Source organism: Arthrobacter sp. CAN_A212 (assembly GCF_015752345.1).
Lineage (GTDB): Bacteria > Actinomycetota > Actinomycetes > Actinomycetales > Micrococcaceae > Arthrobacter_D.
This window is the reverse complement of record NZ_JADOUT010000006.1, coordinates 22,158-43,750: the sequence shown is the minus strand read 5'-3', so window position 1 is coordinate 43,750 and position 21,593 is coordinate 22,158. Positions and strand designations below refer to the sequence as shown.

General features: G+C 68.0%; 18 protein-coding genes. 11 read left to right on the top strand and 7 right to left on the bottom strand.

What is annotated here, in order from left to right:
* Positions 1-35: 35 nt before the first annotated feature.
* The 4 genes from rlmH (at position 36) to IWX64_RS06805 (ending at position 2,826) form a co-directional block, all read left to right on the top strand.
* The gene (rlmH, locus tag IWX64_RS06820; RefSeq protein ID WP_196866404.1) at positions 36-494 is read left to right on the top strand and encodes a 23S rRNA (pseudouridine(1915)-N(3))-methyltransferase RlmH; all 459 of its coding nucleotides are present in this window, start codon (positions 36-38) and stop codon (positions 492-494) included.
* 109 nt (positions 495-603) lie between these two features.
* Positions 604-1,218 carry a hypothetical protein gene (locus IWX64_RS06815; RefSeq protein WP_196866403.1) on the top strand — a complete coding sequence of 205 codons (615 nt, stop codon included), beginning with the start codon at positions 604-606 and terminating at the stop codon, positions 1,216-1,218.
* A gap of 93 nt (positions 1,219-1,311) precedes the next feature.
* Positions 1,312-2,046: a YcnI family copper-binding membrane protein gene (locus IWX64_RS06810; protein ID WP_196866402.1), complete on the top strand. Its 735-nt coding sequence runs from the start codon at positions 1,312-1,314 to the stop codon at positions 2,044-2,046.
* Between the two features lie 84 nt (positions 2,047-2,130).
* Positions 2,131-2,826 (top strand): DUF4232 domain-containing protein, encoded by a 696-nt coding sequence (locus tag IWX64_RS06805; RefSeq protein WP_196866401.1) that lies wholly within the window; start codon positions 2,131-2,133, stop codon positions 2,824-2,826.
* A gap of 78 nt (positions 2,827-2,904) precedes the next feature.
* Here IWX64_RS06805 and IWX64_RS06800 read toward each other — a convergent pair whose 3' ends face one another.
* Positions 2,905-3,432, bottom strand: coding sequence for a hypothetical protein (locus IWX64_RS06800; protein WP_196866400.1), 528 nt, complete (start codon positions 3,430-3,432; stop codon positions 2,905-2,907).
* 123 nt (positions 3,433-3,555) lie between these two features.
* Between IWX64_RS06800 and IWX64_RS06795 the strand changes: the two genes are divergently transcribed.
* The 6 genes from IWX64_RS06795 (at position 3,556) to IWX64_RS06770 (ending at position 14,017) form a co-directional block, all read left to right on the top strand.
* Positions 3,556-8,400: an ATP-dependent helicase gene (locus tag IWX64_RS06795; RefSeq protein ID WP_196866399.1), complete on the top strand. Its 4,845-nt coding sequence runs from the start codon at positions 3,556-3,558 to the stop codon at positions 8,398-8,400.
* Positions 8,393-9,199, top strand: a complete 807-nt coding sequence (locus IWX64_RS06790; RefSeq protein WP_196866398.1) for an Fpg/Nei family DNA glycosylase — start codon at positions 8,393-8,395, stop codon at positions 9,197-9,199. The genes IWX64_RS06795 and IWX64_RS06790 overlap by 8 nt, the downstream gene beginning before the upstream one ends.
* A gap of 28 nt (positions 9,200-9,227) precedes the next feature.
* Entirely contained in the window at positions 9,228-11,177 is a 1,950-nt protein-coding gene (locus IWX64_RS06785) for a DUF6541 family protein (RefSeq protein ID WP_196866397.1), read from the top strand.
* A gap of 44 nt (positions 11,178-11,221) precedes the next feature.
* Positions 11,222-12,130 (top strand): pseudouridine synthase, encoded by a 909-nt coding sequence (locus tag IWX64_RS06780; RefSeq protein WP_196866475.1) that lies wholly within the window; start codon positions 11,222-11,224, stop codon positions 12,128-12,130.
* Positions 12,131-12,183: 53 nt separating this feature from the next.
* The gene (locus IWX64_RS06775) at positions 12,184-12,831 is read left to right on the top strand and encodes a DedA family protein (protein ID WP_334683190.1); all 648 of its coding nucleotides are present in this window, start codon (positions 12,184-12,186) and stop codon (positions 12,829-12,831) included.
* A 106-nt stretch (positions 12,832-12,937) separates the two neighbouring features.
* A complete protein-coding gene (locus IWX64_RS06770) occupies positions 12,938-14,017 on the top strand; it encodes a hypothetical protein (protein WP_196866396.1) in 1,080 nt (359 codons plus the stop codon).
* Here the strand turns inward: IWX64_RS06770 and IWX64_RS06765 are convergent.
* The 4 genes from IWX64_RS06765 to IWX64_RS06750 form a co-directional block, all read right to left on the bottom strand.
* Positions 13,959-14,264 (bottom strand): hypothetical protein, encoded by a 306-nt coding sequence (locus IWX64_RS06765; protein WP_196866395.1) that lies wholly within the window; start codon positions 14,262-14,264, stop codon positions 13,959-13,961. The genes IWX64_RS06770 and IWX64_RS06765 overlap by 59 nt on opposite strands.
* 58 nt (positions 14,265-14,322) lie before the next feature.
* Entirely contained in the window at positions 14,323-15,606 is a 1,284-nt protein-coding gene (locus tag IWX64_RS06760) for a DUF2254 domain-containing protein (RefSeq protein WP_196866394.1), read from the bottom strand.
* A 98-nt stretch (positions 15,607-15,704) separates the two neighbouring features.
* Positions 15,705-16,868: an acyl-CoA dehydrogenase family protein gene (locus IWX64_RS06755; protein WP_196866393.1), complete on the bottom strand. Its 1,164-nt coding sequence runs from the start codon at positions 16,866-16,868 to the stop codon at positions 15,705-15,707.
* A 32-nt stretch (positions 16,869-16,900) separates the two neighbouring features.
* Entirely contained in the window at positions 16,901-17,677 is a 777-nt protein-coding gene (locus IWX64_RS06750) for a 3-hydroxyacyl-CoA dehydrogenase (protein WP_196866392.1), read from the bottom strand.
* Between the two features lie 172 nt (positions 17,678-17,849).
* Between IWX64_RS06750 and IWX64_RS06745 the strand changes: the two genes are divergently transcribed.
* Positions 17,850-18,998, top strand: a complete 1,149-nt coding sequence (locus IWX64_RS06745; protein ID WP_196866391.1) for a glycoside hydrolase family 76 protein — start codon at positions 17,850-17,852, stop codon at positions 18,996-18,998.
* Here the strand turns inward: IWX64_RS06745 and IWX64_RS06740 are convergent.
* Both IWX64_RS06740 and IWX64_RS06735 read right to left on the bottom strand, forming a co-directional pair.
* Positions 18,947-20,017 (bottom strand): ABC transporter ATP-binding protein, encoded by a 1,071-nt coding sequence (locus IWX64_RS06740; protein WP_196866390.1) that lies wholly within the window; start codon positions 20,015-20,017, stop codon positions 18,947-18,949. The two genes, IWX64_RS06745 and IWX64_RS06740, sit on opposite strands and share 52 nt — an antisense overlap.
* Complete coding sequence (locus IWX64_RS06735) at positions 20,014-21,588, bottom strand: ABC transporter permease (RefSeq protein ID WP_196866389.1); 1,575 nt, start codon at positions 21,586-21,588, stop codon at positions 20,014-20,016. Before IWX64_RS06735 ends, IWX64_RS06740 begins: the two co-directional genes overlap by 4 nt.
* Positions 21,589-21,593 lie beyond the last annotated feature (5 nt).

Sequence of the window (21,593 nt, the reverse complement as noted above, 5' to 3'; positions counted from 1 at the left end):
TCCACCGGCGGGCCCCTCCTTGTATCGTGTGGGCTGTGGCACTAAAGATTCTGGCGGTCGGCAAGAAGCACGAGGCGTGGGTCAGCGACGGCATCGCGCGGTACGAGAAGCGCCTCAAGAAGCCGTTCGACCTGGGCTGGCAGCTGATCGCTCATTCGTCGCGGGAAAACGATGCAGCCCGCCGGGAAGAGTCCGAGCGGCTGCTGGCGAAACTCACGGTCGATGACTTTGTGATCCTGCTCGACGAACGGGGCAAAGCCCTGGACTCGCCGGGCTTGGCCCGCACCCTGCAGCAACCCATTGATAACGCCCGCACGGTGGTCATGATTATTGGCGGAGCCTATGGCGTGGACCCGTCGGTGCATGCCCGGGCCAATCTGGTGTGGTCCCTCTCCCCCCTTGTGTTTCCCCACCAGCTGGTGCGGTTGATCCTCGCCGAGCAGCTCTACCGTGCGCAGGAGATTGCCGGCGGTCGGCCCTACCACCACGAGTAGCCCCGTTCCACCAAGCCGAGCACCCCACCGCGTCGAATACTCTTAGGTGGGGCGGGTAGCCCAACAGCTGCAGTAAAAGTGCGGACAACCACTTGATCCAGGGGGAACTATGAACGGCGCATCGCCTTTCTCCCGCCTGGCCCGTTCTCTGGCGACGTCAGTGGTTGTCCTCTCCCTTGCTGCCGGGGCGCACGTGATCGGTGGGGGACATCTCCCCGCCCCGTTGATCGTTGCCGTGCTGGGTTCGGCAACGCTCTTAGCAGTGACTGTCATCGCCAAAAAGGCTCTATCGCTACCCGCCCTCCTTCTGGTTCTCGGGCTGGGTCAGTGGCTCCTGCACACTGCCTTCAGTCTCGCCTCCACCACTTCAGCCTGCGTCGCCGCACCGGCCCGGCACTACGCCGTCCAGTCAGTCAGCTGCCTCCCCAACAGCGCGCACGCCCATGCGGCCTCCGCCCACACCGACGTGTGGATGCTCGCCCTCCATGCGCTGGCCGTCGTCGCCACCGGGTTCATGCTGCAACGGGGCGAGTCCGCGGCACGGCTGGCAGCGTCCTGGCTTGTCCCACTGTTGAGGCTGCCCGACGTCGTCGGCCCCGTCCCAGCACCGCGGATCCCGCTATTTCCGCCCGCCCCCGTCCGCCGGTCCGCCCGAGCCTTCCGGGACGTTCCGCCGCTGCGTGGCCCACCGTTGAGGACCGTCCCAGCTCTTTCCCCCGCCTGATCCACCGGACGGCCGGGGTGCACACATCACCCCACCCATTTTTCGCTGCCTGAGAGCGCCATGCGCCCGGACAGCATCCAGAAAGGCAATTCCATGAAGACTTCAGCACGCCGAACTGTCACCACCTCCGCGCTCGCCGTCACCACTGCCGGCCTCATGGCGCTAGGCCTCGGCCCAGCGTCAGCACACGTGAACGTCAGCCCGGCCAGCACGACTGCCGGCGGTTACACGCAGCTCAACTTTTCGGTGCCCAGCGAGTCGGACACCGCACTGACCGAGAAAATTGAGGTCCAGTTGCCGACCGATTCACCCTTCACCTCGGTCCGGGCAAAGCCAGTCGAGGGCTGGACCGCCGAAGTAGTCCGTGGCGAACTTCCGGAGCCCGTGGAAATCGATGGCGCCACCGTCACCGAGGGTGTGTTGTCGGTGATCTGGACGGCGGACAGTGAGGAAGACCAGCTCACGGCCGACGAATACCAGATCTTCTCCCTGTCGGTCGGGCGACTCCCGGAGGAAGGAACCACCGTGACGCTGCCTGCCATCCAGACCTACTCTGATGGCAGTGTGTCCAGCTGGGATGAGGTCGCCGAGGAAGGCGCGGAGGAGCCCGAGAGCCCCGCTCCGTCCTTCGTCACCACGGCCGAGACCGAAGAGGGCGGACATCACAGCACGGAAGCGGCCGACGAGGCCGAGGCTGCTGACGCCGAGCAGGCCTCCGCCACCGAGTCCACCACCAACCAGCCGGTCCTCTGGGTGGCTCTCGCCGCCGGGCTGCTCGGCCTGGTCGCTGGCGTACTGGCCCTGGTCCGGACCCGCAGCACCAAGTAACTGTCCGTAACGATCCCTGCGTCAATCGGCTGCGAAGTACCGCGGCCGATTGACGCAGGGGCGATCAACGGCGATGGTGAGTCAATGGGTATCCACACACGGACTTCGTCCAAAGCCGCTGCCGTCCTCGCGGCCCTGAGCACCATCGCTTTACTCGCGGGCTGTGGAACATCAGACCCCGCCGTCCAGGACACCACTGCGCCCGCGGCCGAGGTCAGCACCTCGGCCGAGTCCTCTGAAGAGCCGGCGGAAGAGCCCACCGAAGCACAAAGCGAGTCGGCCTCTCCCGGACCGGCGACCTCTGCCACCCCCACCGCGGAAGCCTCCGAGGGGCCGTCTGCTACCGAGCCGGCCGAGGCCGGGATGTGCGCCGCGGCAGATCTCTCCGCGGTGGTGGAGACCCCCATGGGTGCGGGCGGCGCCGGGACGGTGGAGCGCACCCTCATCCTCTCGAACACCTCGGACGCGGAATGCACCATGACCGGCTACCCGGGCGTGTCCTACGTGGATGCGGCTGAGGCACAGGTGGGCGCCCCCGCTGACCGGGAACCCGGCGTCGAGGTCCCCACCGTGGTCCTGGAGCCGGGCCAATCGGCAATCTCTACCCTCTTGCAGACGAATGCCCAGAACTACGGGGACGCCTGCGACCTCACCGACACCACCGGTGTGCGCATCTATCCGCCGGGCGCCACAGATTCCCTGATCGCGCTCCAGGAATCGGTTGGTTGCGCAGCCGAGGACATCGTCCTGATGACCATCGGCCCGATGGCTGCCATGTAGGAATGCAGCAGGTTAGCAATGCCGCGGGCGCCGTTCCGAAAGTAGTCGGCCGGCACGGGCAGGTCGGTGCTGGGTGGGCTAGCCCGCGGCAGCAACCGGGACGGACTCGGTAGCGTGTCGCTGGGACAGCAACAGGTGCCGCAGCCGCCCCGCCGCGAGGGCGAAGACAGCGGCGGTGAGCAACTGGAGGGCCAGCGTCAGCCAGGTCTGGTGCGCCACGACGGCCACGACGCCGGCAACGACGGCGAAAACCCCGGCCGTCACCATGACCCGGCCGCGTTCCAGCAGGCCGTAGGCCACCAGGCCCAGGCCCAGCACGATCCACCCGCCAAGACCACGCAGCACCCCGATTGATCCGCCGAGCAGGGCTCCCAGCTCCAACGCGACGGCCAGCACCAGGTAGGTGCCCGTGTTCGCGTTGATCGCCGGCGGGTTGCGCACCAGCCACGGCCCGGCGACGAGGATCAGTACCAGGGTCGCAACGACGAAGTAGGCGGCCACGGCCCCGGTGCTGTCACCCGCGAGCAAGCTCGCGACAGCACCACCCACAAAGAGCACCGATACTCCGGCCAATGGGACCCAGTTGTTGCCTACCTGGCCACTCATGTATGAGCCTTTCCTCCTGCAGCAGGGCGTCCTACCTTGAAAGCTACCCCGCATTTGCCCGCGGCGCGGGAGCCTACGCCCGCTGCGTCACAAAATGTCAGCAGGCTGCGAGATGATAAACCGGTGACCTCGGTGCTGAACAAGTTCACCCCCGCGACCCATCAGTGGTTCGCCGGGGCCTTTGCCGCGCCCACCTCCGCGCAGGAGGGGGCCTGGAACGCTATCTCGGCGGGGTCGAACGCCCTGGTGATCGCACCCACCGGCTCCGGCAAAACCCTGGCGGCGTTCCTGTGGGCACTGGACAAGTTCATCGCCGCCGGCACCGACGACTCCGGGCCGCCAGCCAAGGGGACACCGGCCACGGACAAACCGGCGACCAAGGGCGTGCCGGCGAAGAAGCGCGGCACCAAGGTCCTCTATATTTCGCCGTTGAAGGCCCTCGGCGTCGACGTCGAACGCAATCTGCGTGCCCCCATGATCGGGATCACCCAGACGGCCAAACGGTTGGGGTTGCCCGCGCCGTCCATCACGGTGGGGGTGCGGTCCGGCGACACCTCGCAGGCGGACCGGCGGGCCCTGCTGACCCGGCCCCCGGACATCCTGATCACCACCCCGGAATCGTTGTTCCTGATGCTGACGTCCAAGGCGCGGGAAACCCTCACCGACGTCGACACCGTCATCGTCGATGAGGTCCACGCGGTGGCGGGATCCAAGCGCGGTGCACACCTTGCGGTGTCACTGGCCCGGCTGGATGCGCTGCTGGAGAAGCCGGTGCAGCGGATCGGGCTATCCGCCACCGTGGAACCGAAGGAAACGGTGGCCCGCTTCCTGGGCGGCAATGCACCGGTGGAGATCGTCGCCCCGCCCTCGAAAAAGCAGTGGGACCTCACCGTCACGGTGCCGGTGGAGGACATGACCGAGCTGGGCGGGCCGCCGACGCAAAACGGGGGCAATGAGGCTGACAACGACGACGCCTACGGCGCAGAGGCCGTCCCGCAGGGAAGCATCTGGCCCCACGTCGAGGAGAAGATAGTCGACCTGATTCAGGCGAACCGCTCGACGATCGTGTTCGCCAACTCCCGCCGGCTGGCCGAACGGCTGACCGCCCGCCTCAACGAGATCCATGCCGAGCGGCTGGAAGCGGCAGCCCTGCGGGCTGCGGGACCGGACGAATCGGACCCAGCCGCCGGACGGCCCGCGGGGCAGCGGACTGAGCAGGCGCCCCCCGCCCAGCTAATGGGCCAGGCCGGCCAGACCGACGGCACTGAGCCGCTCCTGGCGCGGGCCCACCACGGGTCGGTGTCCAAAGACCAGCGGGCGCTGATCGAGGATGACCTCAAATCCGGCCGGTTGCGCTGCGTGGTGGCAACGTCGTCGCTGGAGCTGGGCATCGACATGGGTGCCGTTGACCTGGTGGTCCAGGTCGAGTCGCCCTACTCAGTGGCCAGCGGTCTGCAACGGGTGGGCCGCGCAGGGCACCAGGTGGGTGAGGTATCCCAGGGTGTCCTCTTCCCCAAGCACCGCGGCGACCTGGTGAACACTGCGGTCACCGTGGAGCGGATGCTCGCCGGGAAGATCGAGCCCCTCTACATCCCCGCGAACCCCCTGGACATCCTGGCGCAGCAGACGGTGGCGGCCGCAGCCCTGGGCACCATCGACGTGGAGGAATGGTTCGACGTCGTCCGCCGCTCCGCACCGTTTGCCACCCTGCCCCGCTCGGCGTTCGACGCGACCCTCGACCTGCTCGCCGGCCGGTACCCCTCGGACGAGTTCGCCGAGCTGCGGCCGCGGATCATCTGGGACCGGGTGGAGGGCACCATCACCGGCAGACCTGGCGCCCAGCGCCTGGCTGTCACCTCCGGCGGGACCATTCCCGACCGCGGCCTGTTCGGCGTCTTCCTGGTGGGCTCCGCCGAACCCGGGACCGGCGGCAAACAGGGTGGACGGCGGGTCGGTGAACTCGACGAGGAGATGGTCTACGAGTCCCGGGTGGGCGATGTGTTCGCCCTGGGCGCCACCAGTTGGCGGATCGAGGACATCACCCACGACCGGGTGCTCGTCTCCCCCGCCTTCGGACAGCCGGGCAGGCTGCCGTTCTGGAAAGGCGATTCTCTCGGCCGCCCCGTGGAACTGGGCCGCGCGGTCGGCGCGTTCGTCCGAGAAACGTCCCTCGCCTCCCCCGAGGACGCGCAGGCACGGTGCAAGGCGATCGGCCTGGACGACTGGGCCTCGGGCAACCTCCTGACCTACCTCTCCGAACAGCGGGCGGCCACCGAAATCGTGCCCAACGACCGAACCCTGGTGGTCGAACGATTCCACGACGAGCTCGGCGACTGGCGGGTCATTCTGCATAGCCCGTTCGGCATGCCGGTGCATGCCCCCTGGGCGCTCGCCGTCGGGGCACGCCTCGAGCAGCGGTACGGCATGGACGGCTCGGCGATGGCCTCCGACGACGGGATCGTGCTGCGGGTACCCCTGATGGAGGACGAGCCGCCGGGGGCGGAGCTGTTCCTGTTCGACGCCGAGGAGCTGGACGGGATTGTGACCACCGAGGTGGGCGGCTCGGCCCTCTTCGCTTCACGGTTCCGCGAGTGTGCGGCCCGCGCCCTCCTGCTGCCCCGCCAGAACCCGGGGAAACGGTCCCCGCTCTGGCAGCAGCGGCAGCGTTCCGCACAATTGCTCGACGTCGCCCGGAAGTACCCTACGTTCCCGATCGTGCTCGAAACGGTCCGAGAATGCCTGCAGGACGTCTACGACCTACCCGCCCTGAAGGACATTGCCGCGAGCATTGAACGCCGGGAACTGCGGATCGTGGAGACCACCACCTCCCAGCCGTCGCCCTTCGCCCGCTCCATGCTGTTCGGCTACGTGGCGTCGTTCCTCTACGAGGGGGACTCGCCCCTGGCCGAACGGCGGGCAGCCGCCCTCTCCCTGGACCCCACCCTGCTCAACGAGCTTCTGGGACGGGCCGAACTGCGTGAGCTCCTGGACCCGGGGGTGATCGCCTCCACGGAAAGCGAACTGCAGCGTCTCGCCCCGGACCGCCTGGTGCGTGGGCTTGAAGGGGTGGCAGACCTGCTCAGACTCCTCGGGCCCCTGACCACCCGCGAGGTGGCCGAGCGCTTCGAAACTCCCGAAGAATCCGGCGACACCCCGGCCATCGACCTGGTGGGCCCGTTGCTCACACAACTGGTGCAGGCCAACCGTGCGCTGCAGGTGTTCGTCGCCGGTGAGGAACGCTGGTCCGCGGTCGAGGATGCCGCCAGGCTGCGCGACGCGCTCGGCGTCCCGTTGCCGATGGGGATTCCGCTCGCGTTCATTGAACCTGTCGCGGATCCCCTTGGGGACCTGGTGGGGCGCTACGCTCGCACCCACGGGCCGTTCACGGTCGTCGAAACGGCGCAGCGCCTGGGCCTGGGTGTTGCCGTGGTGCTGACCGCCCTGCAACGCCTCGCCGCCGACGGCAGGGTAGTGGAGGGCGAGTTCCGCCCGGTTGCCTCCCTCCCGGAGAGCACCTCGGAGACCACCCACACCGCGGCCCCCAGCGAATGGTGCGACGTCGAGGTGCTCCGCAGGCTCCGCCGCCGCTCCCTGGCCGCGCTCCGGCAGGAAGTGGAACCGGTGGATCCCGCCGCCTACGGAAGGTTCCTTCCCGCCTGGCAGCATGTCGGGTCCACCCTGCGCGGACTTGACGGTGTAGCCACCGTCGTCGACCAGCTTTCAGGGGTGCCTATCCCCGCGTCCGCCTGGGAACCGCTGATCCTCGGGTCCCGGGTGGCCAACTACACGCCGGCGATGCTTGACGAGCTGACGGCTACCGGGGAGGTGGTCTGGTCCGGTGACGGTTCCCTGCCCGGCAACGACGGGTGGATTGCTCTGCACCTCGCGGAAAACGCGCCGCTCACCCTCCGCCCCGACCCCGTGTTCGACCCCTCCGCCCTGCAACTGAACCTGCTCGAGCTGCTGAACCGGGGCGGCGCGTATTTCTTCCGGCAGCTCGTGGAGTCCCTGGACTCCACAGCGCCCCTGAATGACACCGAGGTGGTCAACGCCCTGTGGGAACTGGTGTGGGCCGGGCGGATCAGCAACGACACCTTCACTCCGGTGCGCAGCCTGCTCGCCGGCGGCAAGACCGCCCACAAACAGCGTGCCGCCCCACCCCGCGCGCGATCCTCCCGTCTGGGACGGCTCGGTCGTGCCCCCGGGGCATCGCTGACCGGTTCCTCCCTGCGGATGTCAGGGGCCGACGACGGCGCCCGCGGCTACCAGCGCAGCACCCCGCCGATGGCGGCCGGACGGTGGACCATGCTGCCACCCGTGGAAGCGGAGACCACCGTCCACGCGCACGCCACCGCCGAGCTCCTCCTGGACCGGTACGGGGTTGTGACCCGCGGCTCGGTGGGTAGCGAGGGTACCCCCGGCGGCTTCGGCCTGCAATACAAAGTCCTGGCCCGGCTCGAAGAGATGGGCCGGTGCCGGCGCGGGTATTTCATCGAACACCTCGGCGCCGCCCAGTTCGCGGTTCCCGCAACCGTTGACCGGCTCCGCTCGTTCGGCGCCGACGCCCAGCAGGAACGGCGCCCGGGTGAGGACCCCGGCGTCGTGCGGTCCTCGATCGCCCTCGCGGCAACGGACCCGGCCAATCCCTACGGGGCGGCTCTGGCGTGGCCCTCCTCCGATGGCGGGCACCGTCCGGGCCGGAAAGCTGGCGCGCTGGTGATTCTGCAGGACGGGCGCCTGGCCCTGTATGTCGAGCGGGGCGGGAAGACGGTGCTGGCGTTCACCGAGGATTCGGCAGCGCTGCACGCCGCGGCCGGTGCCCTGGTTGCCATCATCCGCCGCGGCGCGGCCGAGAAGATGGCAATCGAGAAGGTCAACGGGGAACCGGTGCTGGACTCGGAGGTGGGCCGCGCGCTCACCGCTGCGGGTTTCTACTCCACCCCGCGGGGACTGAGGATTCGTGCCTGAGGGGGATACCGTCTGGCGGGCGGCACGCGAGCTGAACGCGGCCCTCGCGGGCCGCACACTGACCCGGTGCGATATCCGGGTCCCGAAGTTCGCGACGGTGGACTTCACCGGCGAAACGGTGCAGAACGTGGTGGCCAGGGGCAAGCACCTGCTGATCCGGGTGGGCGGCGAGGACGGGTGGACCATCCACTCGCACCTGAAGATGGAGGGCCTGTGGCATATCTACGCCAAGGGGGCCAAGTGGCGCCGTCCGGCGTTCAAGGCGCGCTGCATCCTGGAGACCCCCGACTCCGCAGCGGTCGGTTTTGAACTGGGTTTCCTGAAGGTTCTCCCCCGCTCCGCCGAGGAAGAAGCTGTGGGGTATCTGGGTCCGGACCTGCTGGGCCCGGACTGGTATCCCGAGGAGGCGCTGCGCCGGCTCCGCACCCAGCCGGACCGCCCCATCGGGCTGGCCCTGCTGGACCAGCGGAACCTGGCGGGGATCGGGAACGTGTATCGGTGTGAGCTGTGTTTCCTCGCCGGGGTCCACCCGCTGACCCCGGTGGCGGGAGTCAGGGACCTCCCCCGGATGGTGGCGCTGGCGAAGAAACTTCTGGAGGCCAACAAGGCACGGTCCACCCGGGCGACCACCGGGAATCTGAGGGGGAACACCCTGTGGGTGTACGGCAGGGAACACCGCGGTTGCCTGCGCTGCGGCACCCGGGTCACACTGGAACAGCTCGGGGACAACGAACTGGAACTGCGCGACCTGTATTACTGCCCATACTGCCAGCCCGCCAGCACGGCGGCCGCCGGATGAGTTCACCGACCATCACCCGAGGGGGCCTATGAGCTGGGCAGCGACCCTCCCGGCGTTCGTGGTGGCACTCGCCGTCGTGTTTGGACCCGGCCTGGCCTGGGGTGCCGCGCTGGGTCTGCGACGGCTGACCCTGCTGGCCCTCGCCGGGCCTTTCAGCATCACCGCAGTAGTGCTGTCCGCCGAGGTCGCAGCCTTCGCCGGCGTGGGCTGGTCACTACCGCCGGTGCTGGCCGTCACAGCGGTTGTCGCCGGAGCGCTCTGGTTCCTGCGCCGACAGTTCGGGCACCTGATTCATGGTCCCCCCGTGCCTGCCGAGCCGCCCGCCCGCTGGTGGCTGGTGTTCACCGCGTGGGCCGTTGCTGCGGTGCCGGTAGCTGCGGTGATGTTCTGGATGTTCGGCGCACCCGAAAACATCGCCCAGTCCCACGACAACATCTTCCACCTCAATGCCCTGCGGTACATCACCGAAACGGCCAATTCGTCGTCGTTGACCCTGGGGTACCTGGGAACCCGGGAGGGCACGTTCTACCCTGCGGGATGGCACGCCGTGGTCTCCCTGGTGATCGCCACCGCCGGCATCCCCCTCACCGCCGCAATCAATGTGACCAACCTGGTGCTGATCACCGGCATCTGGAGCGTCGGTTGCCTGTTCCTGGTCAGCCGTCTCACCGGTGAACGCGCGCTTCCCCTCCTGGTTGCAGGCGTGCTCTCCACCGCCTACAGCTCCTTTCCCTACCTGCTCCTCGAGTTCGGCGTGGTCTACCCGTTCATGCTGTCCATCGCCATCCTTCCCGCCGCGCTGGGACTCGTGATCCAGCTGATCCGCGCGGGTACCGAGGTGTCCCTCACCCGTTCCGGGAGTGCCCTGCTGCTCCTGGGCCTCCTCCCGGGACTGCTGCTGGCACACCCCTCGTCCCTGCTGGGGCTCCTCGCGCTGGCTGCCCCGGCCGTTCTTTCGGTGGCGTTCGCCCGGATCCGGAACAGCAGCGGCCGACGTCGGCTGGCCGCGGCGTCCGGGGCTGCGGCATTTTTGGTGCTCACCGCCGTGCTGTGGATGACGGTGCGGCCCGCACGGAGCAGCGCCGAGAACTGGGCACAGATGGGCGACGCTGGAGGAGCCGTCTCGGAGGTGCTGTTCCACGGCCCGTTGGGACGACCGGTGGCACTTTTGGTCACGGTGCTCACCGCGGTGGGTGCCGCCGTCGTCCTCTACCTGCGCAGCCATCGTTGGGTCATCGCCATGTACCTCGTGGCTGGCGCACTGTTCGTGCTCGGCAGCTGGCAGGAAGCCCCCACACTGCGGTGGATTGTCGCGGGCGTCTGGTACAACGATTACTTCCGGATCAGTGCCATGCTCGCGCCGGCGGGGATCCTGGTGGCCAGTATCGGCGGGGTCGCACTGGCCCAGACACTGATCCTGGGTCTGCAGAGCCTACGCGCCCGGCGGGGCAGCCCCGAGCCCGCGTGGTTCCTCCCGGCGGCGTCGGCGGTCCTCGTGGTGATCGGCCTGGCGGTCGCACCGCTCTTCGCGGTACAGCGCGCAGTCAGTGAGGCAGCCTTCCATTACCGGTACACCGAGGATTCCCGGCTGCTGACCATCGATGAGCTGACGCTGCTGGAACGGCTCCCGGAGCAGGTCCCAGCCGATGCGGTGATCGCGGGTAACCCCTTGACCGGCGCCTCGCTGTCCTACGCCTTCGCCGGCCGGCAGTCGCTGCTCCCCTACGGCACCAATCCCGCCACCGAGGAGGCCCGCACCGTCTTCGGCTATCTCGACACAATGCGGCTGAACCCTTCGGTCTGCGACGCGGTGCGCAGCACCAACACAGCGTTTGTGCTGGACTTCGGGACGGCTTCCGTGCACGGCGGGCAGGTGGTTCCCTTCGCCGGCCTGACTGACCTCTCCCTGGCGGGCGGCTTTGAGCTGGTGGACCGCGAAGGGGAGGCGTCGCTGTACCGGATTGTGGGGTGCAACTAAGACCGGGCAGCCCGGGGACCGCACACGCGTACCCTAGATAGGTGATGCAATCCCCCCTCCCCGTCCGCAACGGTGTCAACGCCACCCGGTTGCGCCTGCCCTCTGAGGGCCCCTGGGGGACTGCGCTCGACTACATTCTGGACCGCTGGGACCACGTCGATCCCGAAGGCATCGCCACCCGGTTCGATCGCGGTGAGGTGGTTGCCCTGAACGGGGAGCGGCTCACCCGGACCACGCCCCTCACCGAGCACACCTTCGTCTGGTATTACCGGGAGTTGCCGGTCGAGGAGCGGCTCCCGGTCGAGGTGGGCATCCTGCACCAGGACGAAAACCTGCTGGTGGTCGACAAGCCGCATTTCCTGCCCACCACGCCGGGCGGCCGGTACGTCGCGGAATCCGCGCTGGTCCGGCTCCGCGTCCTACTGGACCTGCCCGACCTGATCCCCATGCACCGGCTCGACCGGCTGACGGCCGGCATTCTGCTCTTCTCCACCAACCCGGCAACCCGCGGAAACTATCAGTTACTCTTCGAGAACCGGCTCATCTCCAAGGAGTATGAGGCTGCCGCCCCCGTGGACCCCAGCCTGGACCTAATGGCGCAGCCGCGGGTGGTCCGCAGCCGCATCGTCAAGAGCCGCACGTACCTCCTCGCCCAGGAGGTGGACGGGGAACCCAACACCGAAACCCTGGTGCACCTGGTGGAGGAACGCAATGGCCGGGGCCGCTACCGCCTCACCCCCCACACCGGGAAGACCCACCAGTTGCGCCTGCACATGGCCGGTCTTGGACTGGGGATCCTGAACGACCCCTTCTACCCGGTGCTGCTCCCCCAGGCCCCCGACGACTACAGCAAGCCACTGCAACTCGTTGCCAAAAGTATCGCTTTCACCGACCCGCTCAGCGGCGCCGAACGGCGCTTCGACAGCCGGTTGAGCCTGCAGGACTTCGGCTAGGAGCCGTTCCACCCCCTAGACCTCACCCCACCGGTCCCCTGTAGATTGGAAAAGTGGATCTCACCGATCTCGGAGCATGGTCGCCGCTGTTCCATCCCCTGACCTTCATAGTCGTCGTCGTCGACGTGTTCATCCCCGCTGTGCCCTCAGAGTTCCTGGTGATCGCCTCGGGCACCATGGCCTCCGAGGGGACGCTGCTCCTCCCCATCGCCCTGCTGACAGCCACGTTGGGGAGCTGGCTGGGCGACATCATCCTGTATCTGCTCTTCCGCAACCGGTTGACCTCGTGGCTGGACAAATTCAGGTGGGGTCGCGCCATTCACCGCAGCATCCGCACGGCAGTGGAGAAGGCGGGCAAGTCTCCCACCTACGCCGGTCTCATCGCCCTCAGATTCCTTCCCGCGGGCCGGACCGCGGGCGTGGCAGCGGCCGGGATCGCCGACCTTCCGCTGCGGCCGTTTCTCGCGTGCGCCGCCGTCGGAGGTATTCTATGGTCCTGCTGGTTGGTGATGTTGGGGTATGTCACCGATGCCACCACGGGCTTCCCGTTGTGGGTGAGTGCCCTCCTCGGAATGGGGATAGGTACTCTGGTGGGACTTGTAATTGCTGCATTCCTCGCGCTCAAGCAACGCCGGAAGGGTAAGACAACCGATGAGCACCCCGACGCCGCCCACCCCCCGGCTGCCAGCCAAACCGACTAGGTTGCCTGCAGGGACCCCAGATTCCAGCGGATCCGAGGCACCAGCGGAGGCGCCTTCTCCGGTGCTGGAGCGGCTCCGTGCCGCGCGTCCGAAAAATACCGGCGCCGTGGCTCCTTCCGACGACGCCGGACCCGGCAGCTCCTACCCGGGACCACCACCCGCCACGTCAGCCCGCACCTCGCCGGCCGGAACGAAGCCGGGAGCACCTCCAGCGCCGAAGCCTGCCGGCAAGAAATCCACCGGGTCGACGACGGCGGCGGTCCGGGTGACGGCTTCCCGCGCGGCGGCGGGTGGGTCGTCGGTGATTCGACACATTGGCTCCTGGGACCCGGATCTGGTACGGCGGATTGTCGTCACCGTGGTGACGATCGGCGCCGTCCTGGGGACGGCCGAGGTAGCTGGCGCCTTCGGTGGACCGGACCTCCGTGAGGCCTCTTTGGGGACCTTTGATCCTGCCGCCACCCTGGTCTCGCCGGCCGCCCCGGCAGCCTATGCGTGGCTGCTGATCGGTGTGAGTCTGATCGGGTACACCATCCACCAGTGGCTGCCCGCCCACCAGCGGAGCCCCCGGCACCGGGGGCTCGGCTGGGCAGTGGTGGTTGCCCTCCTGGTGACGCTCGGCTGGGCGGTGGCCGTCCAGCGGGGCATGCCCGCGCTGAGCCTGGTGCTGATCTTCCTGCTCCTGGCCATGTTGCTGGCTTCCCTACGCTGGCTCAACCACTACCCGGCGCAGACCCGGCCGGAAGGCCTCCTCGTGGACATACCGCTGGGCCTCTTCCTCGGCTGGACCGGCGTCACCGCGACCGTGCATACCGCTGCGGTGCTGACCACCCTCGGCGTTGACTGGTTGGAATTCGGCGCTCAGCGGTGGGCGCTCATCGGGGTAATCCTGCTGACCCTCGCCGCGATGGCCGTCTGCATGACCGATCGGGGCCGGATCGCCGTCGCGCTGGCCGTCGTCTGGGGTCTGGTCCTGATTGTTCCCGAGCGGCTGCTCGGTGACCCCCAGTCCATCCCGGTCGCGTTCGCCGCCGGGCTGGGGGCTTTCCTGCTGATCATTTCCGCCGGGTCGCGGCGCCACCGGGTGGACCATGCCTACCGGCGCGAGCTGCGGGCGCGCCAGATGGCTACAGTCCCTCCCATCGATTTCTTCGACGACGGAGAACCCGCAACGGCCCGACAGTAGCGACCTGTTCGACGGCATGGCGCATCTTCACCGCAGCCTGCACGGCCTGTTTGGCGCCGGTCTCGTAGTCGGTTTCCTCCACCAGGAAACGCAGGGTGATCCGGGGGACCCCCGCCACCACATCGAGTTGCTTGGCCTCCACCAGGTGGGCGGCGCCAAGGGCCTCCTCCGCTGACTCCATGACAACTTCGGGTGCGTGCCCTGGGAGAAGACCCAGGATGTCGAGTTGCGCGCGGAAGGAGGGCATCCCCAAAGTCTGCCACCGTCGGGCCCTCCAGGCGTGGTCCGGCCTGTTCCGGCCTGCTTCAGCGGCGATCTTCGTGGGGAGCGGTCACGAGGTCTGCCGCGGAACCGATTCCGGACGCGTCGGGTACCAGTGCCGCTTTTCCGTCCGCCTTCGACGAGGCTGCGGCGCGTGCGCTGCCATCAAGCAGCTCCCGCTGGTACTTCAACGGCTGCTGCCGGTCGGCGGGGGTCACCTCCATCAGGTCGTCCAGGGCCAGCCGCAGCCGTCTGGCCACCTGGGGGGAGCCCGACCCGGCGATCCGGATTTCGTCGAACCCGAGCCGCACGTAACCGTCCCACAGCATGGTGGGGACCGTCAGCCGGAGGGTACCGCCGTCGTCGTCGTAATGCCCTGAATGCAACGGGCGGCGGCTGACTTGCCGCAGGATGTCGTGGATCCGATCGATGGCCTGAACCGCTGTGGTGGGGTCTTCGAAAGGCCCCGAGGACAGCGAACGAATGGCGATGTCCACGAGCATTCGGAGGCCGTAGGCAACATCCTGGTTCATGGTGCGTTCCGGGCCGATCGCCACCGCCCTCACGACGCCGGGCCGCGAGAGTGCACCCTGGTCACCGACAATCCGGAAGAGAGCGGAACCCGTGGGAATGTAGTCCCCGACCGCCCACAGCAGCTCGAGTTGGCATCCGGCGCGGCCAGCGAGGGTGACGAGTTTCTTGTGGTCCACGGCGAACATCACTCCGGCGCTCGGAGTAACAATCAGTTCTGGATCAAGGTCCGTTTCAGTGCCAGGGTCCGGGTAGACATGGTCGAGGGTTTTCATGGTGCCTCTGGCCACCCACCCGACCAGGGCCGCGGTCCGCAGCGACTGCCCGATATGGTTCAAATACCAGACCAGGGTGCCGATGCAACCCAAGACCAGGACCATTGCCACGACAACCGCCAGACCGGGCACGGTCCCGCCGTCTGCGGTGGTCTTCACCGAGCGCATGGACAGAATCGAGTGGGCGAACGTCCCAGCGAACAGCCCGATGGCGCACTGGCTTGGCCGGTCCTGGAGGATCTGTCTGACGATGCGAGGGGAGAAGACTCCCATGGCGAGCTGGACCACCACCACCACCAGTGACAACACCAGCCCGGTCATGGTGAGCATGGCAAAGGCGATCAGATAGAGGATCTGCATAGCAGCGTTAGCGTCACCGGTCACGCTCTCGGGAATCAGTGTTCCGTCATCGATCGACGTGGTGATGAGAGATATCGCGACCCCACCAAGAATGAAGAGCAGCGGGATGGTCCAGAGGCTCGTCTTCAGGTAGTGGCCGATGCGGAAACGCTTGATCGGCACCTCGTCTCAAGGGAGTGGGCGTGACTGGCGGGGCTCCGACCTCGCAGGTAGCCCCACGATATACCCCGCGCCCGCGGGACGTACCGGCGTTGCGCGGCCTAGTTGATTGCGGAGAGCCCGGTGATGGCACGCCCGACGATCAGGGTGTTGATCTCGTAGGAGCCCTCGTAGGTGTAGATGGCCTCGGCGTCAGCGAAGATCTTGGCCATCCGGAACTCGGTGGTAATGCCATTACCGCCGAGAATCCCCCGCCCCAGCGCCACGGTTTCACGCATCCGTGCCGTGGTGTATGCCTTGGCGAGAGCCGCCTGCGGCATGTCACCGCCGCCATCCTCCTGCAGCTGCGCCACCCGCGCCATCATTCCCAGGCTCGCTGTCGTGTTGCCGAGCATCCGCACCAGCTGGTCCTGCACCAGCTGGAACCCTGCGATCGGGCGGCCGAACTGGTGCCGTTCCACCGCGTACCGGCGGGCGACGTCGAAGGCAGCAAGCTGCTGGCCCACCGCCTGCCAGCCCACCAGGATCCGGGAACCGAGGAGGAGCTTCCGGGTGTCGGCGAAGGTGTTGATGCCCGCGAAACGGTCCGCCTCGGGCACGCGCACACCGTCGAGCACAATGTCAGCGTTCTGGACGGTACGCAGTGCGATCTTGTTCTCGATCCGGGTGCGGCTTACCCCCGGCAGGGAAGCATCGAGGATGAACCCCCTGATGCTTCCGTCGGCGGTGTCCCGTGCCCAGAGCAGCATGTAGTCGCAGAATGTTCCGTTGCCGATCCACCGTTTGGCCCCATTGAGGACCCAGGTGTCACCGTCGCGGGTTGCAGTGGTTGCCAGCCCGCCGGCCACATCGGATCCGTGCAGCGGCTCGGTGAGGGCGAACGCGCCGGTGATCTTCAGATCCATGGCGTCCTGCAGTAGCCGGGCCTTCTGGTCCTCGGATCCGAACTCGTGCAGGGCCTCGACGAAGAGGTCGTGGTGGACCATGAAGAAGGTTGCCAGGGACGTGTCGGCCCGCGTCATTTCGGCGATCACCATGCCGCCGAAAAGGTAGCTATACCCTTGCTGCACCGGGGTACTGAGGTTCAGGGCGGCGAGCTTGGGTAGCACCTCGATGGGGAATTCGGCCCGGTTCCACCAGCCTTCCGCGTTCGGCGACACCTCTTTGTCGAGGAAGTCACGGACATCGGCGAGTTTGGCGCTTTCCGTCGGGCTGAGCAGGGACTCGAAGCCCATGAAGTCGGCGGTGGGGAGGGTGCTCTCCATTGAGCTGTTCCTTTCGTGGGCTGCGGGGGCAGCTATTTTGGCGCCATGCGGATGGCGCCGTCGAGGCGAATGGTTTCGCCGTTCAGCATCTGGTTCTGCAGAATGTGTGAAACGAGGGCCGCGTATTCATGGGGGCGGCCGAGCCGGGACGGGTGCGGCACCTGGGCTCCCAGGGAGTCTTGGGCCTCCTGGGGCAGGCCCGCCATCATCGGGGTTTCGAAGATCCCCGGTGCGATGGTGACCACCCTGATCAGGGAGCGGGCGAGCTCCCGGGCGATCGGCAGGGTCATCGCCGCCACCGCGCCCTTGGAGGCGGCGTACGCTGGCTGACCGATCTGACCATCGAACGCCGCCACCGAAGCAGTGTTCACAATGACCCCCCGCTCGGGGGACCCTTCGGGAGGGCTGACCGGCTCGGTCGCCGCGATCGCCGCCGCAGACAACCGGATGACGTTGAAGGTTCCGATCAGGTTGATGTTGATGACCCTGGCGAAATCCTCCAGTGGAAGCACACCGTCGCGTCCGAGTACCTTGCCGGGGGTGGCGATCCCCGCACAGTTGACGACGGTGCGGAGGGGGCCCAGCGCGACGGCGGTGTCGACGGCGGCCTGGACTTGCGCCGGATCGGTCACGTCTGCGGGGGCAAACACGGCCCGCTCACCCAGCTCGGCGGCTGCCTCTAAACCTGACGAGTGGGGCAGGTCGACCAGGACCACGGTGGCGCCCTCGCCATAAAGTTTCCTGGCAGTCGCCTGGCCCAGCCCGGAAGCGCCCCCGGTGATCAGGGCAACAGTGTTGGTGATGTCCATGGTGTCTCCTCAAGCTTCTGGCGGCGTTGGGCGTTCTGTCAGTATCTGGTGCGCAGGACGAACCTGATGCCAACCAAACACTACTGTGACCCAGCCCATACTGCACCCGCGGTCCGCTGGGGTTGGCAGAGTGCTCAATACCGGCGCCGGGCCGTCCGGCTAGGGTGGAATTATGCTCACTTCGCGCCAGGATGACCCCATCCGTACGGCTGATCATCGTGCGCGGGCTGCGGCGGAGTCCGTCAGGTCCCGGTTCGGCCACCGCCTGTTCGGGCTGCCGTTTACCCACCTTGGTGCCGTGCAGCACCCCCGGGAGCGAACTCGCTCCCCCTGGCATTACTGGTGGCAGGCACAGTACCTTGACGTCCTGGTGGACGAGACGCTGCGCGAGGCGGACCGGGGAAGCTCTTCCGCGGCGGCCCGGTCTGCGCTCACCGCATTGCGGCTGCTACGGGGAATCCACCTGCGCAATGGTCTGCGGTGGACCAACGCCTACTACGACGACATGGCCTGGCTGGCCCTCGCCGTCGACCGGATGGGTCAGGTCCGGGACGGAGGAGGGCGGGCCCTGGCACCCCTCGACCGGGCGCTGCGCTCCGCTCACACAGCTGACCTGGGCGGCGGCCTCTACTGGAATACTTCCCGCGATTTCAAGAACACCCCGGCCACCGGACCCGCCGCACTATTCTTCGCCCGTCGCGGACAACCGGAGCGGGGGCAGGAACTTGTGGACTGGCTCGGTGAGCGTTTGCGGGACGGCCAGACCGGGCTGTACCTGGATGGGATCAGGGTGAAGGCTGGACGGGCGACGCTGGTCCCGACCGTCTACACCTACAACCAGGGTCCGGTGCTGGGAGCGCTACTGGAACTGGGAGGAACAGCCAACCTTGCCACGGCCGCGGACCTGGTCTCCGCTGTTGACAGCCAACTCGGCACGGAGGGTGTCCTGCTGACCCATGGGGCCGGGGACGGCGGACTATTCACCGGCATCCTCGTCCGGTATCTGGCCTTCGCCGCGCTCAACCCCCTACTCCCGGATTCCGCCCGGCGGACCGCCGAGACCCTGGTGACGGCGACGTCCGAGAATCTCTGGGCCGGACGGACTGCCGAGACAGCGCCATCGCCTCGTCGTTTTCATCGCTTCAGGGGGGTTCGTCCCGGCGGAGCCCCCGACCTGTTGACCTTCCCGGCCGGAACGGGAGAGGCCGCCGCACCCGGGGGAGCCCAGCTCTCCACACAACTGCAGGCGTGGATGATCCTGGAAGCTGGCTACCGGGTGGCCGCCGGCTCCACCCGCGCGGCGGCGGATGAGCGAGGGTAGGCGAGCGCGCGGTGTTTGATACCGATCGACACCCTCTCACCCCGCCGCGGCAGGCCAGGTGCTGCAACCCGTGCCCGCACCGTCGCCCCTGACAGGAGCTCCAGGCTTACCAGTGCGTCATGGCCGGCATAGGCGACCGAAGTGACTGTGGCATCGGACCCTCCGGATGTGACCTGCAGCCATTCCGGCCGCAGCATCAGGGAAACCGCCGCCCCGTCCACCGGTGCTGTGCCGTCTGCGGTCTCTGCATCCACCCGCCCGAGCACGCACTGCACCTGCCCATCGGCCCAGTGTCCATCAAGTTCCACGGTGTCGCCTACGAAAGCCGCCACCCAGCGGCTGACCGGGCGTTCGTAAACTTCCCACGGGGTGCCCCACTGCAGGATCCGGCCGTCGCGCATCACTGCGACGTAGTCGGCGAGCGAGAGTGCCTCTTCCTGGTCGTGGGTGACCAGCAGGCTGGTGTTGCTTTGCCCGCGCAACAGGTCGGAGACCTCACGCCGCAACGTCGAACGCAACTGGGGGTCCAGCGCGGCGAAGGGCTCATCGAGGAGAATCAGGTCGGGGCGCGGAGCCAACGACCGGGCGAGGGCCACCCGCTGCGCCTGACCACCCGACAGCTGGGACGGCGCGCGATCGACGAAATCAGCCAAGCCCACCATTGCGGCGAGATCCGTGATCCGGCCTGCCCGTCCAGGGCCCCGCTTGAGGCCAAAACCGATGTTCTCCCCCACCGACAAATGAGGGAACAGCGACGCATCCTGCGGGACCCAGCCGACACCGCGCTTTTCGGGGGCCAACTGGACGGTCGCGGAGGAGAGCAGCTTATCTCCGACGCGGATGGTGCCGCCTGCGGCTGGGAGCAGCCCGGCGATGGCCCGCAGCAGCGTGGTCTTGCCACAGCCGCTCGGACCCAGCACGGCGGTCAGCGCGCCCCGCGGGATCTGCAGGTTCACACCGTCGAGCACGGCGGCACTCCCGTAGGTCACCCTCAACCCGTCAATGGTTACCCAGCTCACAGATCCTCCTTCGCGACGCCCCGAAATCCGGACAGCACCACCGCGGGGACGGCGGCGAGCAGCACCAGGGTGGCAGCATAGGGTGCGGCCGCCCCGTATTCGAACACCGTGGTGCGGGACCAGAGTTCGGTGGCGAGGGTGGCAGTTCCCGTGGGCCGCAGCAGCAACGTCGCAGGTAATTCTTTCATGACCGAGATGGCCACCAGCAGCGCGCTGACGCCGATCCCGGGTAGCGCCAGCCGGGCGGTCACCCGCCACCATGATTGCAATGGTGACAGGCCCAGCATCCGGGACACGTCCACCAGATTTCCGGGCACGGCGGCGATCCCGCTGCGCATGGTCCCGATCGCCTTCGGCATGAACAGGACGGCGTAGCCAAAGACGAGGACCACCACCGTCTGGTACAGGGCGGGGACGGCGGCGAGCGCGAAGAACACCAGGGCCAGCCCCACCACGATTCCGGGCAGAGCGTGCCCCAGGAACCCCACCGCCTCCACCGCGGCGACCAGGCGTCCCCGGTAGCGGGCGGCCAGCACTGCGATCGGCAGGGCCAGCACCACCGCGGCAAGCGCACCGGCGACCGCGAGGCCCAGGGTTGCCCCGATGGCCTCGACGAGGCGTACGGTGTCGATCTCCCGGAGCGTCTGGGCTTCCAGGAGCCGGCTCATCAGACCGCCCACGGGGACGACGACGCTCACTAACGCAGCACTGAGCACCAGGGCCATCGCGACGGGCAGCCACCGTCCGGGACGGACGAGCGCGATCCTTCCCCGCCCGGCCCCCGCCGTGACCTGGCCCCGGAACCTCTTCTCTCCGGCGACCACCGTGAGAGCCAGGACGACCAGCATCAGCGCGAGCAGTGCTGCCTGGTTCCGGTCGAAGCTCGCCCCGTATGCCGAGTTGATGCCCCAGGTCAGGGTCTGATACCTCAGCATGGAGACCAGCCCAAAGTCGGAAAGGGTGTACAGGGCGACCAGTAGGGCACCGGCCGCCGCGGCGGGTCGTGCCCGGGGCCAGGTGGCGGCACGGAAAGCGCCCCAGGGCCCACGCCCCAGGGTGCGGGCCACCGCTTCGAGATCCCCCGACGTCCCGCGGAGGGCGGCGGCGACCGGCAGGGTTACGTACGGGGTGCAGACCGCGGTCATGATCATCCAGCTCGCGAAGAACCCGTCCAGGGTCGGGAGCCAGACCAGCCACCCGTAGGCCGCAAGGTAGGACGGGACGGCGAGCGGCAGCGCGGAGATCAGGAGCATGGAGCGCGGCGCCGGGATGCGCACCCGCGTGAGCACCCAGGCCGAGGCCGTTCCGACCACCAGGCAGGTGAGCGTCACTGCCGCCGCCAACAGCACCGAGTTCAGGGTGAGCTGCAGGACCCGTGCCCGCAGCAGGGTGTCGGCCAGGTTTGCGAACCCGGCGTCGGTGGACCGCGCCACCAGGTAGACCAGGGGGATGGCGGCCGTCGCCGCGCACACTCCCGCCAGCACCACCAGCCAGACCGGTGGAGCCGACCTGGGCACACGAACGGAACGCGCCGGCTTAGCGCTGGCACGTTCCGTTCGGGTGAGGGTCATTCGTG